Origin of the sequence: Pseudomonas sp. BT76 TE3572 (assembly GCF_050435365.1) — a bacterium.
GTDB classification, from domain to species: domain Bacteria; phylum Pseudomonadota; class Gammaproteobacteria; order Pseudomonadales; family Pseudomonadaceae; genus Aquipseudomonas; species Aquipseudomonas fluorescens_W.
The window spans coordinates 3,492,964-3,509,708 of the sequence record NZ_JBNDKE010000001.1 but is presented as its reverse complement, the minus strand read 5'-3'; the positions used below and the strand labels follow the sequence as shown (position 1 = coordinate 3,509,708).

General features: G+C 57.8%; 13 protein-coding genes. 3 read left to right on the top strand and 10 right to left on the bottom strand.

Going from position 1 to position 16,745, the window contains the following annotated elements; genetic code table 11:
- Positions 1-247: 247 nt before the first annotated feature.
- The 3 genes from ABH912_RS16080 (at position 248) to ABH912_RS16070 (ending at position 2,774) form a co-directional block, all read left to right on the top strand.
- On the top strand, positions 248-700 hold the full coding sequence (locus ABH912_RS16080) for a hypothetical protein (protein ID WP_033058076.1): 453 nt from the start codon (positions 248-250) through the stop codon (positions 698-700).
- Between the two features lie 434 nt (positions 701-1,134).
- On the top strand, positions 1,135-2,373 hold the full coding sequence (locus ABH912_RS16075; protein WP_429511101.1) for an MFS transporter: 1,239 nt from the start codon (positions 1,135-1,137) through the stop codon (positions 2,371-2,373).
- A gap of 155 nt (positions 2,374-2,528) precedes the next feature.
- Positions 2,529-2,774: a hypothetical protein gene (locus ABH912_RS16070; protein WP_033058073.1), complete on the top strand. Its 246-nt coding sequence runs from the start codon at positions 2,529-2,531 to the stop codon at positions 2,772-2,774.
- A gap of 108 nt (positions 2,775-2,882) precedes the next feature.
- Here ABH912_RS16070 and ABH912_RS16065 read toward each other — a convergent pair whose 3' ends face one another.
- From ABH912_RS16065 to ABH912_RS16020, 10 genes are all read right to left on the bottom strand, one after another.
- Complete coding sequence (locus tag ABH912_RS16065) at positions 2,883-3,863, bottom strand: peptide ABC transporter ATP-binding protein (RefSeq protein ID WP_033058071.1); 981 nt, start codon at positions 3,861-3,863, stop codon at positions 2,883-2,885.
- A complete protein-coding gene (locus tag ABH912_RS16060) occupies positions 3,863-4,831 on the bottom strand; it encodes an ABC transporter ATP-binding protein (RefSeq protein WP_033058069.1) in 969 nt (322 codons plus the stop codon). Before ABH912_RS16060 ends, ABH912_RS16065 begins: the two co-directional genes overlap by 1 nt.
- 10 nt (positions 4,832-4,841) lie before the next feature.
- A complete protein-coding gene (locus tag ABH912_RS16055) occupies positions 4,842-5,753 on the bottom strand; it encodes an ABC transporter permease subunit (RefSeq protein ID WP_046052928.1) in 912 nt (303 codons plus the stop codon).
- A 13-nt stretch (positions 5,754-5,766) separates the two neighbouring features.
- Positions 5,767-6,777, bottom strand: coding sequence for an ABC transporter permease subunit (locus ABH912_RS16050; protein WP_033058067.1), 1,011 nt, complete (start codon positions 6,775-6,777; stop codon positions 5,767-5,769).
- 72 nt (positions 6,778-6,849) lie between these two features.
- Positions 6,850-8,445: an ABC transporter substrate-binding protein gene (locus tag ABH912_RS16045; protein ID WP_033058065.1), complete on the bottom strand. Its 1,596-nt coding sequence runs from the start codon at positions 8,443-8,445 to the stop codon at positions 6,850-6,852.
- Between the two features lie 79 nt (positions 8,446-8,524).
- Positions 8,525-9,940: an OprD family outer membrane porin gene (locus tag ABH912_RS16040; RefSeq protein ID WP_429511100.1), complete on the bottom strand. Its 1,416-nt coding sequence runs from the start codon at positions 9,938-9,940 to the stop codon at positions 8,525-8,527.
- A 173-nt stretch (positions 9,941-10,113) separates the two neighbouring features.
- Positions 10,114-11,715, bottom strand: a complete 1,602-nt coding sequence (locus ABH912_RS16035; RefSeq protein ID WP_033058062.1) for an ABC transporter substrate-binding protein — start codon at positions 11,713-11,715, stop codon at positions 10,114-10,116.
- A gap of 308 nt (positions 11,716-12,023) precedes the next feature.
- On the bottom strand, positions 12,024-13,649 hold the full coding sequence (locus ABH912_RS16030) for an ABC transporter substrate-binding protein (RefSeq protein ID WP_033058060.1): 1,626 nt from the start codon (positions 13,647-13,649) through the stop codon (positions 12,024-12,026).
- A 259-nt stretch (positions 13,650-13,908) separates the two neighbouring features.
- Entirely contained in the window at positions 13,909-15,510 is a 1,602-nt protein-coding gene (locus ABH912_RS16025) for an ABC transporter substrate-binding protein (RefSeq protein WP_429511099.1), read from the bottom strand.
- 327 nt (positions 15,511-15,837) lie between these two features.
- On the bottom strand, positions 15,838-16,554 hold the full coding sequence (locus tag ABH912_RS16020; RefSeq protein WP_033058057.1) for an SIMPL domain-containing protein: 717 nt from the start codon (positions 16,552-16,554) through the stop codon (positions 15,838-15,840).
- Between the last annotated feature and the right edge of the window lie 191 nt (positions 16,555-16,745).

Below are 16,745 nucleotides of genomic sequence, written 5' to 3'. Positions count from 1 at the left end.
CGTTGCGAAAGCTGCGGGGTTTTTTATTGACCCGATTTCAGCCAGTTAAGCGAAATCCCTGTGGGAGCTTGCTCCCGCTGATCGCGACGCCGCCCAACTCCAGACACGGCTTTTTACCTTTAGTCTGTTTTTTTGCAGAAAAATCGTTTCACTGTCAGATCTGACAGTAGACCGCTCCTATGTTTACTTCCTATAAATTCGCGAAGAGAAAACCCTCTCTGAACCCAAACATAAACAGGACGTTGCCATGAGCGCCAATGAAAAGTTAGCCACCACAGGTAAATTTGAGGCTGATGTATCGGGACAGGACTATTTCAAAGCAGAGTGTATTTCACTTCGTTCGTTTCCATCTCCTTATGATGAGCTGGCTCTGGAAGGATGGGACAACGACGGGAGGGGGCTAATTATCACGATTTATAATTATGAGAATGTCGTGCCAGGTCATGCCTACAAGATCTATCCGGATCAAGGGGATCATGACGTCTCCGTGGATGTACAATTCGCCACTGACGACAGCGTTAGATGGGAAACACTGGCGGGTGGCACGCTCACGGTCAACAAAATGGACCTGCCCAATGCCCATGTCGAGGTCAGTTTCGGCTTCTCTGCAGAGGGCGATGGCAATGTCGCCAAGTTTGTGGGCGGGGCGAACTTAACAGGTTTCTCCCTCTCCCGTCGGGCCAGCACAGTTCTCAAGTAAGCGGACATCCAATGCGCATTCCCGAGACTATTCGCGCGGGTCGGCAAGTAGTCTTTGGAAAGTTTTTCGCTATATTTCTTGCTCCAAACCAATCAGCCCATTAACGACAATTCTCTGCGTTCGTTAGCGTCCTATCTGGAGAACTCGGTCGATCGGACGCTGGGGCTCGCGAATAAGTGTTTACCTGATGAGATTGCAAGAGATATTAAAAGCAGTCTTTCAACTAGCCCCGTTGCGAAAGCTGCGGGTTTTTTTTGATCATTGAACGGGCAGGAGCCCTCGCGGGTAAGGCTTTTCTGTAGGTCTTTTTTCCTGTTGTCGTGGCTTGACTCTGTTTTTTCGATACGAGGGGTTTTACCCGCGACAACGCAATTGTTGGCGTCTAGTGTTTGGAGGACCTTTCGCAAGCAGCGATTCTCCACGAGATCAATGGAATGACCAGTCGGTTCACTCACCTGATTCGGTTCGATGGCTATTTCTGTCCAATGGCCTGGATGCTTGCTGCGTTGCTCTTCATCAATCGGTTGAGCGCCATGGTCAAGCTGTTCATGGCGTTGTATCTACGCCAGGAACTGGGGCTTGCGATTGAAACCGTTGGCTGGTTGTTATCCGGGTACGGGGCCGGCTTGCTGATTGGGTCAATGGTGGGTGGCTTGTTGAGTGATCATTGCTCTACGGCGCGGCTCACCGGCGCGTTGTTTTTTGCCTCGGTGTGGGTTTTGGTCTCGTTGGGGCTGGTCACTGACGTGCCTTGGCTGGCTGGATTGCTGCTGTTGAGCGGTGTACTCGATGGTGCGATTCGTACGCTGCACCAACGGTTGATCATGGAGTATTGCCCGGTTGCGCAGCGCGCTCGGGCGCAGTCATTGAGTCGAGTGGCCAGGAACCTGGGCATGGCTGTCGCCGGGGTGATGGGCGGGGTCTTGGCGCAGGCTGATTTTCGCTGGGTGTTTTTTGTCAGCGCGGCCATGACGCTGTTGGCGTTGTCCTGGTTTGTCCGGGCGACATTTCATCGACCGGTATTGCCGCCGGATGTGGGGCCTGATGGCGCGACAGGTTCATGCGTACCGTATCGAGACAAACCTTTTCTTTGGTTGCTGGCGGCGTCTGTCTTGCTCGGCATTGCCTTTGACTCGGTGTACAGCATGCTGGGCAACTATTTACGCGAATACTACCGGTTGAGTACGGAAGCCATCGGATGGCAGTTTGCACTCAATGCGCTGTTGGTCGTGCTGCTGCAGATACCGATATCCCATTGGACCGAGCAGTGGGGCGCGCGTCGGCAACTGCTGGCAGGCAGCGTGTTGTTGGCTTGCGGTCTCGGCATGTTGCCGTTGGGCTCGGGGTTGGCGTATGTCTGCCTGTCGACGGCGGTCTGGACGCTTGGCGAAGCGCTGTTCATGCCACCCCTGAACGTGCTGGTCATGCAGCATGCGCAAGCAGGAAAAAGCGGGCACTACTTCGGCCTTTTTTTCATGTGCTGGAGTGCGAGTGCACTGCTTTCGCCTGTGCTGGGCGGCCAGCTTTACGGTCATTTCGGTGGCCACAGTGTCTGGCTCGCAAGCGCGGCGCTGGCGGTGTTGTCCATACCGCTGTTTTATCAAGCGACTCGCTTGTCGGAGCATCAAAGGGTTCATCCAACTGCGCGCGGCGAGCCCGCCCCACTTAGCTGATCTGGTTATAGCCATTATGCAAAACCAATCTCCCCGCAAACGGCATTCCGTCCATTCGTTAGCGTCCTATCTGGAGAACCGCGCTGATCGGAACTAAATTTCATTGAGTGCCAGACAGACACCCCACGCTTCACTAATGAAGGATGGAATCGGCTATGAGCATTTTTCAACGCATTGTGCTGTTGCTTAAGGTTTTGGTGATGCTGTCCGTTGGCATGTCGGCGGCGTGGGCCGAGTGCGAGGATCACGGAGAACAGGCTTCGAGTGGGCCGGTGGCGCACACTGCCCAGATGATCGCCAAATCCGAATCGGAGCCCGGTGATGAGGGGCAGGGTGGCAGCGCGGACGATGACGACTCGACCACCGACGAACCGGACCCCGACGAGGATGAAGGGGCTTGAATGACAGACAAAAGAAAACCCCTTCTGACCGATTGATGCGCAATCGAAGCAGAAGGGGTTATTGAACAGCTCAAATATCCCTGTGGGAGCGGGCCGGCTCCCACATTTTTATGCCGCGCCGTCGAGGAATTGCTCGGCGTAGTGGCAAGCCACCTGGCGGCTGTCGAGCAGGCGCAGGGCCGGCTCTTCAGTGCTGCAGCGCTCGGTCGCGTACGGGCAGCGCTTGTGGAATGCGCAGCCGGACGGCGGGTTCAGCGGGTTGGGCAATTCGCCGACGATCTTGATTTTCGGCTTGTTCGGGTCCGGGTGAATGGTCGGGGTGGCCGACAGCAGCGCCTGGGTGTACGGGTGCAGAGGACGCTCGTAGATGTCGTTCTTCGGGCCCATTTCCACCGGGCGACCGAGGTACATCACCATCACGTCATCGGCGACGTGTTGCACCACCGCCAGGTTGTGGGAGATGAACACGTAAGCGGTGTTGAACTCTTGCTGCAAATCCATGAACAGGTTCAGCACCTGCGCCTGGATGGACACGTCCAGCGCCGAGGTCGGTTCATCCGCGACCAGCACTTTAGGCTGCAACATCATCGCGCGGGCCAGGGCGATCCGCTGGCGCTGACCGCCGGAGAACATGTGCGGATAACGCTGGTAGTGCTCAGGACGCAAGCCCACCTGTTTCATCATCGCCTGCACTTTTTCGCGACGTTCGGCAGCGGACAGGTTGGTGTTGATCAGCAGCGGCTCGCCGAGCTGGTCACCGACTTTTTGCCGAGGGTTCAACGACGCGTAAGGGCTCTGGAACACCATCTGCACGTCTTTGCGCAGTTGCTTGCGTTCAGCCTTGTTCGCACCGGCGACTTCCTGCCCGGCGATTTTCAAGGAGCCGGAGGAGGGCTCTTCGATCAGCGTCAGGGCACGGGCCAGAGTGGATTTGCCACAGCCCGATTCACCGACGACAGCGAGGGTCTTGCCGGCTTCCAGTTCGAACGACACACCGTTCAGCGCGCGAACGGTCGCATGGCCCTTGAACAGGCCACGGGACACTTCGTAGTGACGGGTCAGGTCGCGGGCGGTAAGTACGACGGCCATTACGCCACCTCCTGATTCAGCGGGTAGAAGCAGCGGGCGAGGCTGTTGCTTTTCGGGTCAAGGGTTGGACGTTGCTGACGGCAGGTCTCCTGCACATACGGGCAACGCGGCGACAGCAGGCAACCCTGCGGACGGTCATAACGACCGGGAACGATGCCCGGCAGCGTGGCCAGGCGGGTGGCGCCCAGGCTGTGTTCCGGAATCGCCTTGAGCAGCGCTTCGCTGTACGGGTGCGCCGGAATGTCGAACAGCTGAGGCACCTGACCCACTTCGACCGCTTGGCCGGCGTACATCACGCACACGCGCTGAGCGGTTTCGGCCACGACCGCGAGGTCGTGAGTGATCAGCACCAGGCCCATGTTCTGCTCTTTCTGCAGGGCCAACAGCAGGTCCATGATCTGCGCCTGAATCGTTACGTCCAGTGCGGTGGTCGGTTCGTCGGCGATCAGCAGTTTCGGTTCGCCGGCAATCGCCATGGCGATCGCAACACGCTGGCTCATACCACCGGACAGTTGATGCGGGTAAGCATCCATACGGCTGGCGGCGCCCGGGATTTCAACTTTTTCCAGCAGTTCGATGGCGCGGGCGCGGGCTTGCTTGCCGGACATTTTCAGGTGCAGGCGCAGCACTTCTTCGATCTGGAAACCAACGGTGTAGCTCGGGTTCAGCGCGGTCATCGGGTCCTGGAAGACCATGGCCAGGTCTTTGCCGACGATTTGCCGACGCTGACGGTTGCTCAGTTTGAGCATGTTCTTGCCGTCGAAATTCAGGGCGTCGGCGGTGACGATCCCCGGATGTTCGATCAGGCCCATCAGCGCCATCATGGTCACGGACTTGCCGGAACCCGATTCGCCAACGATGGCCAGAACTTCGCCCTTGTCCACGGTGATGTCGAGACCGTCGACCACCGGAACGGCGTTCTTGTCGCCGAAGCGAACGTTGAGATTCTTGATTTCTAACAGTGACATTTGAATCTCCTCAGGCGGCGTTCTTGAGTTTCGGGTCCAGCGCATCGCGCAGGCCGTCGCCCATCAAGTTGATTGCCAGCACGCTGAGCAAAATGGTCAAACCAGGCAGACTTACCACCCACCAGGCGCGTTCGATGTAGTCGCGAGCCGAAGCCAGCATGGTGCCCCACTCAGGGGTTGGCGGTTGTACGCCAAGGCCGAGGAAGCCCAGTGCGGCGGCATCGAGGATCGCCGAGGAGAAGCTCAAAGTAGCCTGAACGATCAGCGGCGCCATGCAGTTAGGCAGCACGGTGACGAACATCAGGCGTGGCAGACCGGCACCGGCCAGGCGCGCGGCGGTCACGTAGTCGCGGTTCAATTCGCCCATCACCGCGGCGCGGGTCAGACGAACATAGGACGGCAACGAAACCACGGCGATGGCAATAATGGTGTTGATCAGGCCAGGGCCGAGGATGGCGACAATCGCCACGGCCAGCAGCAGGGACGGCAGGGCCAGCATGATGTCCATCAGACGCATGATGGTCGGGCCGAGCAAGCGCGGGAAGAACCCGGCGAACAGACCCAACAGGATGCCCGGAATCAGCGACATCACCACCGACGACAAGCCGATCAGCAGGGACAGGCGCGAACCGTGGATCAGTCGCGACAGCAGGTCGCGACCCAGTTCATCGGTGCCGAGCAGGAACTGGAGTTGCCCACCTTCCAGCCAGGACGGCGGGGTCAGCAGGAAGTCGCGGTACTGCTCGCTCGGGTTATGCGGTGCCACCCAAGGGGCGAACAGGGCGCAGAAAATCACCAGCAGCATGAACATCAGGCCGGCGACGGCACCTTTGTTCTTGGAGAACGCTTGCCAGAATTCTTTGTAAGGGGACGGATACAGCAGGCTTTGATCGACTGCTACCGCTGGAATTGAAGTGGTCATGGTCATAATGATCTCAGCGCTGGTGACGAATGCGTGGGTTGGCAAAGCCGTAGAGGATGTCCACCACGAAGTTGACCAGAATCACCAGGCAGGCGATTAACAGGATGCCGTTTTGCACCACGGGATAGTCCCGTGCGCCAATGGCTTCGATCAGCCATTTGCCGATGCCGGGCCAGGAGAAGATGGTTTCGGTCAGGACCGCACCGGCCAGCAATGTGCCGACTTGCAGGCCGACCACGGTCAGTACCGGAATCAGCGCGTTACGCAGGCCGTGAACGAACACTACGCGCGACGGCGACAGGCCTTTGGCGCGGGCGGTACGGATGTAGTCTTCACGCAGCACTTCGAGCATCGAAGAACGGGTCATCCGCGCGATCACCGCCAGCGGGATGGTGCCGAGCACAATGGCCGGCAGGATCAGGTGATGCAGGGCATCGAAGAACGCACCGACGTCATCGGCCAGCAGCGTGTCGATGAGCATGAAACCGGTCCGTGGCTCGATGTCATAGAGCAGGTCGATCCGCCCGGACACCGGGGTCCAGCCCAGGGACACCGAGAAGAACATGATCAGGATCAGGCCCCACCAGAAGATCGGCATCGAGTATCCCGCCAGGGAGACGCCCATCACCCCATGGTCGAACAGGGATCCTCGCTTGAGTGCCGCGATCACCCCGGCCAGAAGGCCCAGGACGCCGGCGAACAACAGGGCGGCCATGGACAGTTCCAGGGTCGCGGGGAATAGAGAAGTGAATTCGCTCCAGACACTTTCACGGGTACGCAGGGATTCGCCGAGATCGCCGTGGGCCAGTTTGCCAACGTAATCCAGGTATTGGGCATACAGGGGTTTGTTCAGACCTAGGCGTTCCATTGCCTGAGCGTGCATTTCGGGGTCGACTCGACGTTCGCCCATCATCACTTCCACGGGGTCGCCTGGAATCATGCGAATCAACGCGAAAGTCAGCAAGGTGATGCCGAAGAACGTGGGGATCAATAACCCCAATCGGCGGGCAATAAAACTAAACATCTTGTGGTGTACCTCATCAGCCGGTTAGGCGTGCCCGGCATTCCTGGGTCAGGAATGCCGGTAGTTTCTTATCTACTTCACCTGGGTGGTGGCGAAGTTATTAGTGGTGAGCGGGCTAATGTGATAGCCCTCTACGTTGTTGCGCATTGCGGTGAACATACGCGTGTGCGCCATGCTGATCCAAGGTTGGTCCTGGTTAAAGACTTCTTGGGCTTGCTCATAGAGCGCTGCGCGTTCCGCCGGGTTCACTTTAGCCCTGGCTTCATCGATCAGCGCCTGGAACTTCTCGTTGCACCAACGTGCGTAGTTTTCGCCGTTTTTGGCGGCCTCGCAACTGAGCATAGGCGTCAGGAAGTTATCCGGGTCGCCGTTATCGCCCGCCCATCCGGCAGACACCATGTCGTGCTCGCCGTTTTTCGCGCGTTTGAGCATTTCGCCCCATTCCATGACGCGAATATCGACCTTGATCCCGACCTGGGCCAGGTCAGCCTGCATCATCTGCGCGCCGAGCATTGGGTTCGGGTTGGTTGGACCGCCGCCGTTACGGGTGAACAGGGTGAATGTGGTGCCATCCGGCACGCCGGCTTCCTTGAGCAGGGCGCGAGCCTTGTCCAGATCACGTGGCGGATTCTTCAGGTCGTGGTTGTAGCCCAGCAGGGTGTCCGGGTACGGATTGACCGCCACGGTCGCATTGCCTTTGCCAAACAGCGCGTTGACGTAGGCGGCCTTGTCGAAGGCGATATCGATGGCTTTACGGACGCGCACATCGCTCATGTATTTGTGCGAGGTGTTCATGGCGATGTACGAAACGGTCATCGCGTTCAGTTCATCGACACTCAGTTTGGCGTCTTTCTTGATGCTCGGGATGTCATCCGGTTTCGGGTACAGCGCAATCTGGCACTCGTTGGCTTTCAGTTTTTGCAGACGCACGTTGTTGTCGGTGGCGATGGCCAGGATCAGCGAATCAGCCGGTGGCTTGCCACGGAAGTAATCCGGGTTGGCCTTGAAGCGGACTTGAGCGTCCTTGTTGTAACGCTGGAATACGAACGGGCCGGTGCCGACAGGCTTGTTGTTCAGGTCGCCGGTCTTGTTGGCCTTGAGCAACTGGTCGGCATACTCGGCGGAGTAGATCGAGGAGAAGGCCATGGCGATGTCGGCCAGGAACGGCGCTTCGCGGCGGGTCAGGGTGAAGGTGACCGTGTTGTCGTCGATCTTCTCGACACTTTTGAGCAGCTCTTTGAAGCCCATGCTTTCAAAGTACGGGAAGCCCACGCTCGACAGTTTGTGCCACGGGTGATTCGGGTCCAGCTGACGCTGGAAGCTCCAGACCACGTCGTCGGCGTTCATGTCGCGGGTCGGCTTGAAGTATTCGGTGGTGTGGAACTTGACGCCTTTGCGCAGGTGGAACGTGTAGGTCAGACCGTCCTCGCTGATGTCCCAGGAATCGGCCAGTGCCGGAATCACTTCAGTGGTGCCGGGCTTGAAGTCCGCCAGACGATTGAAGATGGTTTCGGCCACCGCATCGGCTGTGACTGCAGTCGTGTACTGGACCATATCGAAGCCTTCCGGACTGGCTTCGGTGCAGACCACCAGGGGTTTGGCCGAGACGCCAACAGCGACACTCAGCAACGCGGCCGCGATGGCCGCACGTAGGGGAAGCATTTTCATCAAAGAACCCTCTGCAATCGGTTGAACTGAAGAAAACCAAACGGCCGACTCGTCATGAGTCAGCCGCAGGCGTGCGTTTTTACAGAATGTTGAACGGAATGGTGGTCACGAGACGGAACTCGTTGATGCTGCCGTCAGCCTGGTTCTCGCTGGCGCGGTGAGCGGTGTAGGTCGCGCGAACAGTGGTGGCCTTGAGTGGGCCGCTCTGCACGGCGTACGAAGTACCGATGCCGTATTCGTAATGGTGTTCGCCGTCCATCGTCTGCACGCTGGCGTACTCGCCGCCTTTGTTATGAGTACCGTCGATACCCCAGCCGCGAGCCTGGTAGATGTTGAACTTCAGGCCTGGCACGCCGTATTCGGCCATGTTCAAGCCGTAGGCGATCTGGAAGGATTTCTCGTTCGGGCCGTTGAAGTCCGACAGCAGGGAGTTGGCCAGGTAGATGCCGTTGGTTTCGTGCAGGTAGTCGAAGTACTCGTTACCGTTCACTTCCTGGTACGAGAAAGTCAGGCTGTGGGCCTGGTGGGTCAGGCCGAACGACAGGGAGTAGGTGTCGTTATCGATTTCGCCCAGTACGGCTTTGCCTTCGTCGACGGTTTTGTAGTAGTTCAGGCCGGTGGTCAGGCTCAGTACCGAGCTGTCACCCAATACATGGCTGGCGCCGAAGTAGTACTGGTTCCACATGTCTTCGGCCTGGGTGCCCCACAGGCTGGTAGTCAGGCTGGCGAACGGCTGGTAGGTGATACCGCCGGTGTACACGTGATCGATTTCAACGAGGTGGTCGGCGTATTCCGCGCGGAATTTACGCTGGCTTTCTTCGGTACGCGGTGAGTTGCGATCGAAGGTGGCCAGGTCGAACGACAGGTTCTCCAGCTCTTCGCTGTGGATCGCCACACCTTCGAAGCTCGAAGGCAGTGCACGGTTGCCGATTACATCGACCTGCGGGCTGCTGAAGTTCATGCGGCCGGCGGTCAGGGTGGTGTTGGAGAAGCGGGCCTTGACGTTGGCCAGGCCCAGTTTGCTCCACTGGCCTTGGGCATCGCCGCCTTCTTTGGTCAGGGTGCGGTTGTTACCGGCACGCTCACGGTCGAAGGGAACGCCGCCGAAACCAGAGGCCAGATCCTTGCGATCACGCTCAAGGGCAACGGCGTTATATACCGCAACTTCGGTGCTCAAACCGACAGCACCCTCGGTGAAGCCCGAGTTGTACTTGAGGATGGTGCCCTGCAGCCAGTTGATACGGCGGTCTGTCGTTTGCAATGCGCCGTTCTTGTTGTAACGGAACACACCGCCGCGCTTCAGTTGCTCGTTGGCATACCAGTTACGCGTGCTCCCGGTGATCGATTGGCCTTCGACGAAACCAGTGGCTTCACTCTGAGCACTTTTCTCTTTCACGGTAACCGGGGTGTACGCCTGGCTTTGGGTTTCTGCGTACGCCGAGGCGGTTACGCTGCTGATGGCCAGGGCCAATAACGCGGTGCTGCTCAGTTTCATGGGGTGAAGCTCCTTTCTTTCTTTTATTAATGCCGGTCTTTTTTGGTGATCCGGCTATTTGGTTTTGAACTCATACAAGGCATCGCAAACGTTTGCTGTAGGCCGGATTGACGAATTACGGCAATACGCTTGCGTGAGGGCGAAATCCGCCCCCTGCGTTTTTGGCTAATCGGTTATTTTTCTATGCTGACGCCCGAGAACACGTTGCGACCGAAAGGACTCACCTTGAATCCTTCGATTTTGGCGCTCAACGGCTGGTTAACCGTCGAGTGGGCGACTGGCGTAATCGGTACCTGCTGCTTGAGGTACTGCTGCGCCTGTTTGTAAAGCACGGTGCGCTGGTCGCGGTCGGTGACGACCTTGGCCTGCTTGATCAGCTTGTCGTAAGCCGGATCACACCACATGGAGTAGTTGTTGCCGCCAATGGCGTCGCAGCTGTAAAGCGTGCCGAGCCAGTTGTCCGGGTCCCCATTGTCACCGGTCCAGCCAATCAGGCTGACGTCGTGTTCGCCATTCTTGGTGCGCTTGATGTACTCGCCCCATTCGTAGCTGACGATCTTCACTTTGAGGCCGATTTTTGCCCAGTCGGCCTGGAGCATTTCGGCCATCAATTTGGCGTTGGGGTTGTACGGGCGCTGGACCGGCATGGCCCAGAGGGTAATTTCGGTGCCTTCCTTCACGCCGGCAGCCTTGAGCAATTCCTTGGCTTTTTCCGGGTTGTAGGCGGCGTCTTTAATGGTCTCGTCGTAGGACCATTGGGTCGGCGGCATGGCGTTGACCGCCAGTTGACCGGCGCCTTGATAGACGGCGTTGAGAATGCCTTGCTTGTTCACCGCCATGTCCAGCGCCTGGCGCACTTCGAGCTGGTCGAAAGGCTTGTGGCGCACGTTGTAGGCGATGTAACCGAGGTTGAAACCAGGCTTCTCGATGAGCTTGAGCGTCGGGTCGTTCTTCAGTGCGGTCACGTCGGCAGGGCGCGGGTGCAGGGTGATCTGGCACTCGTTGGCCTTGAGCTTCTGCACCCGCACCGAAGCGTCGGTGTTGATGGCGAAAATCAGGTTCTCAAGCTTGACCCGGCTCGGGTCCCAGTACTGCTTGTTGCCGGTGTAACGGATGTTGGAATCTTTCTGATAACTCTTGAACACGAACGGCCCGGTGCCGATCGGCTTCTGGTTGATGTCGCTCGGCTTGCCGTCGGCCAGCAGTTTGTCGGCGTATTCGGCGGACAGGATGGCGGCGAAGCTCATGGCGATGTTCTGGATGAACGCGGCGTCCACGCTGTTGAGCGTCATGACCACGGTCAGCGGCCCGGTCTTCTCGACCTTGGCGATGTTCTTGTTCAGGCTCATCCCGTTGAAATACGGGAACTCGGTCGGATAAGCCTTACGGAAAGGTTGCTGTGGATCGAGCATGCGATTGAACGTGAACAGCACGTCATCGGCGTTGAAATCACGGGTCGGCGTGAAGTATTTGGTTGTGTGAAATTTCACCCCTTCGCGCAGGTGAAAAGTGTACTTGAGGCCGTCCTCGGAAATATCCCAGCTTTTGGCCAGGCCAGGTACGACGTTGGTGGCGCCTTTTTCGAACTCTGCCAGTCGGTTGTACAACGGCTCGGCGGCGTCATTGTCGGTCGCGGTCGTGTACTGCGCGGTGTCGAAGCCAGCAGGGCTGCCTTCGGAGCAGAACACCAGGCTGTTATTGGCGGCCTGGCTGATAGAAGTGGCGGCCAACAGGCCGGTGCCCAGCAATGCGGATAAAACCAAGGTATGGCGCATGACGCTCCCTTTTCTCTTTCTCTAAGTGTTTTCAATGAACCGCCGCCTCGTCCGGGGACGTGGAGGCATCACTGATCTCAAGCCATGACAGGCAGCAATAACCGAGAGCCCACGCATGAACGGGTCAGGTCCCGACGGTATGAGCCGCGGGCCTGGCAGTAAATGCGTAGAGTCCTAAAGACTCGTAGGAAATGGCAACGCGTCCGACGCCGCTGTTGTAATACCCAGCGGAATTGGATGTAGGTGGTTTCCTACTTTCTCGGCAGATAGAACAACGGCGACGTCAAAAACGTCGCCGTTGCAAAACCTTATTTGCTGACGCTGACGCCGTAGAAGGAGTTCAAGCCAAACGGGCTGATCTTGAAGTCCTGCACGTTGTCGCGCATGGGTTGGAACACCGTCGAGTGAGCGATAGGTGTCATTGGAACGGCATCTTTGAGGACGTGTTGCGCCTGTTTGTACAGTTCGGTGCGCTTGGACTGATCGGTCGTGCGCTTGGCTTCTTTCACGATGCCGTCAAACTTCTTGTCGCACCACTTGGAGAAGTTGTTGCCTTGCAGCGAGTCGCAGCCGAACAGCACGTTCAGCCAGTTGTCCGGGTCACCGTTGTCGCCGCTCCAGCCAATCAGCATCGCGCCGTTTTCGCCGCCTTTGGAGCGCTTGATGTACTCGCCCCACTCGTAGGTCACGATCTTGGCTTTGATACCAACCTTGGCCCAGTCGGACTGCAGCATTTCAGCCATCAGCTTGGCGTTCGGGTTGTAAGGACGCTGTACCGGCATCGCCCACAGGTTGATCTCGGTGCCTTCCTTGATGCCGGCTTCCTTGAGCAGCTCTTTGGCTTTCTCAGGGTTGTACGGCGCATCCTTGATGGTGGTGTCGTAGGACCACTGGGTTGGCGGCATGGCGTTGACGGCCAGCTGACCTGCGCCCTGGTAAACGGAGTCAATGATCTGCTGCTTGTTGACGGCCATGTCCAGCGCTTGACGCACTTTCAGTTGGGCCATCGGGTTCGGCTGATCGCTGCCCTTGATCTTGTCCATCACGTTGTAGGCGATGTAACCCAGGTTGAAACCAGCCTGGTTAGGTACTTTCAGAGTCTTGTCTTCTTGCAGCGCCTTCAGGTCGGCCGGACGTGGGAACAGAGTGATCTGGCACTCGTTCTTCTTCAGCTTCTGGATACGCACCGACGGGTCGGTGGTGATGGCGAAGATCAGGTTGTCGATCTTGACGTCGTCAGGCTTCCAGTAGTCCTTGTTCCCGGTGTAGCGGATGTTGGAGTCTTTCTGGTAGCTCTTGAACACGAACGGACCAGTACCGACCGGCTTCTGGTTGATGTCGGCGGCTTTGCCTTCTTTCAGCAGCTGGGCGGCGTACTCGGCGGACTGGATGGAAGCGAAACTCATGGCCATGTTCTGGATGAACGCGGCGTCGACTTCTTTCAGGGTGAACTTGACAGTTTTGTCGTCGACTTTATCGACCTTGGTGATGTTGGTGTCCATCCCCATGTCGGTGAAGTACGGGAATTCGGTCGGGTACGCCTTACGGAACGGATCATCCTTGTTAATCATGCGATTAAAGGTGAACAGCACGTCGTCGGCGTTGAACTCACGAGTCGGCTTGAAGTACGGGGTGGTGTGGAACTTGACGCCTTCACGCAGGTGGAAGGTGTAAGTCAGGCCATCATCGGAGATGTCCCATTTGGTCGCCAGACCAGGAATGACAGCGGTGCCGCCACGTTCGAACTGGGTCAAACGGTTGAACATGGTTTCTGCAGAGGCGTCGAAGTCGGTTCCGGTGGTGTACTGACCAGGATCAAAACCGGCCGGGCTCCCTTCGGAGCAAAACACCAGGTTAGTCGCTGCTTGGGCGAATGGTGCGCTAGCTAACAAGCTGGCGCCGACTAAAAACGGAATGACCGCGTGTTTAAGCATGGTGGCCTCATGATTTGTTGTCATTTTTGGAATTAGAGGACGACCTCGTGAGTCGTGCCTGCGGATACTTATGCAGGGGCCATACCCATTGCAAGATCCAGAGCGGCCACATGTCTTAAACAGTGGCACGAACGTACCTTAATGTCGCATATGTATAAATTCAGGCGCATTTGACCGTTTGCGCAGGTTTTTTCCAGTGCAAATCGCGCACCGACAGAGGGCGGCCGGGGCGCCTGGCGCACCCGGTTGGAGCGCGGTGTTACTTATTTATACCCACACCATAGAAGGGTGTGAGGCCAAACGGGCTGATCTTGAAGTCGGTCACTTCCTTGCGCAGCGGCTGGAACACCGTCGAGTTCGCAATCGGTGTGATAGGTACTTGTTGCTTAAGGATTTGTTGTGCCTGCTGGTACAAATTGACCCGTTGCTGTTTGTCAGTGGACACTTTGGCTTGCTGAATCAATTTGTCGTACGCCGGGTCGCACCACTTGGCGTAGTTGCTACCTTTCACCGCAGCGCAGCTGTAGAGCACGCCGAGCCAGTTATCCGGGTCACCGTTGTCGCCCGTCCAGCCGTAAATCATCGTGTCGTGTTCGCCGTTCTTGGCGCGCTTGATGTACTCACCCCATTCATAGCTGACGATGTTGGCCTTGATCCCGATTTTCTCCCAATCCTGCTGGATCATCTGTGCCGACATCCGGGCGTTGGGGTTCGATGCGCGCTGCACGGTCATCGCCCACAAATTAATAGTGGTACCGGGTGCAACCCCTGCTTCTTTCAGTAGTGCCTTCGCTTTCGTCGGGTCGTGAGGCGCGTCCTTGATGCTCGGGTCATACGACCATTGGGCAGGAGGCAGGGCGTTCTGCGCCAGTTGGCCGGCACTTTGGTAAACGGCTTTGATGATCGCGGGTTTGTCGATGGCCATGTCCAGGGCCTGGCGTACCTTGAGCTGGTCCAGAGGTGGATGCGTCACGTTGTAGGCCAGGAAACCGAGGTTGAAACCGGCTTGTTTGAGCACGGTGAGATTCGGGTCTTTCTCCATGACTTCGATGTCTGCCGGGCGTGGGTAACCGCTGACCTGGCATTCGCCGGCCTTGAGTTTCTGCAAGCGTACGGCGGCGTCGGGGGTGATCGAGAACACCAGGTTGTCGATTTTCACGTCCTCGGGTTTCCAGTACGACTTGTTGGCGGCGTAGCGGATCTGCGAGTCCTTTTGATAGCGCTTGAACACGAACGGGCCGGTGCCGACAGGTTTCTGGTTGATATCCGCCGCTTTGCCTTCTTTTAACAACTGCGCTCCGTACTCGGCGGATTGCACTGAGGCGAAGCTCATGGCGAGGTTCTGGATGAAGGCCGCGTCGATGTTGTTCAGGTTGAAACGCACGGTGTGGTCGTCGATTTTGTCGACGCTCTTGATCGTTTTGTTCAGGTCCATGTCGGTGAAGTATGGCGACTCGGCGGGGTAGGCTTTTCGGAACGCATTTTCCGGATCGAGCAGGCGCTGGAAGGTGAACAGTACGTCGTCGGCGTTGAAGTCGCGGGTCGGGGTGAAGTAGTCGGTGGTGTGGAATTTCACGCCGTCGCGCAGGTGGAAGGTGTAGCTGAGGCCGTCCGTGGACACCTCCCATTTTGTTGCCAGACCGGGTTCGACTTCGGTGCCACCGCGTTTGAATTGGGTGAGGCGATTGAAGAGGGTTTCGGCCGAGGCGTCGAAGTCGGTGCCGCTGGTGTACTGGCTGGGGTCGAAGCCGGCGGGGCTGGCTTCGGAGCAGTAGACCAGGGTGGTGGCGGCTTGGGCGAGTGGGGCGGTCATTGCGAGGGCGAGAGCGAGCAGCAGTGGTTTGACGGTGGTTCTTTCCATGGAGTCCCCGAGGGTTTGGGTAGCGGTGTTTTTCTGAGAGTAGCGGTGTTGGCGGGTGTCGCGGAAATATCGTTTTTGGAGGGGGACCCCTCTATCTCGGCATATTCAAGCGGGTTGTCGGCTTGGCCGCCTTATAGCTGAGCAATATCTTGCTGCTGTGCTCGATTGATCGTTCCCACGCTCCGCGTGGGAATGCCGACTGGGACGCTCCGCGTTCCGCTTCTAAGCCTTCTGAAACCCCTGCAGGGGAATTGCATGGGTTTTGCTCTGGCATAAAAAAACGGCGATCACTTCAGTGATCGCCGTTTCTGTGCACGGGTTATCGAATCAAGGCATCAACACTTCAATCGAACCATCCGCCGTCATGCTGACCTGACTGGTGCCAGCCTCAACGTCCGGCGTCACCGGCGCACCGTCCATGCTCGCCGCTTTCATCATCATCGGCGCGCGCATGTACGGTTGTGGGTAACCGTTGCTGTTCAAGTTCAGGTTAACGATTTTGTACCCCTTGCCGCCCAATGCATCGGTAGCCAATTGCGCACGGGCTTTAAATGCGCTGACAGCGTCTTTGAGTAGCGCATCTTCGCTGGCCTTGCGGGTTGGTGTCGCGATGGCGAAGTCCATGCCGCCCATTTTCAGGTCGGTGAGCAGTTCGCCGGTCAGTTTCGACAGTGCGGCGAAGTCGGAGCTTTCCAGGCGCAGTTCGGCGCGTTCGCGCCAGCCGGTGATTTTCTGGCCCTTGGTGTCGTAGATCGGGTAGCTGTTGCGGCTGCCCTGGCGCAGGGTGACTTCCTTGACCTGTTTGGCCTGGGCCAGCGCTTTGTTCATGGTGGTGCTGACGTCGGCGGCGAGTTTGGCCGGGTCGGTGTTTTGTTCTTCGGTGTAGAGGGTCACGATCATCAGGTCGCGGGCGACTTCCTGACTGACTTCGGCGCGCAGGGCGATCTGGTTGTAATGAAGTTCGTCGGCAGCCAGGGTCGGGAGGCTGGCGACGGTGCCAGCGCTGAGGGCGAGAAGGGCGACGCTGCGGCGCAATGTGTGCATGAAAAGCTCCTTGGGCGGTGCGCAGGGGTATGGGGCCGAGCCTGCGTGAAACCATCAGACTCTAGCTTTTATGATCCGGTTCGCACAGTTACAACTTCTATACAGATCGACGCGATCTCTTGCAGCTGCCGAAGGCTGCGTTCGAGCGCGAAGCGGTCGCAATTGGGCTGGCGCGTTTTGCATGAAGGAAT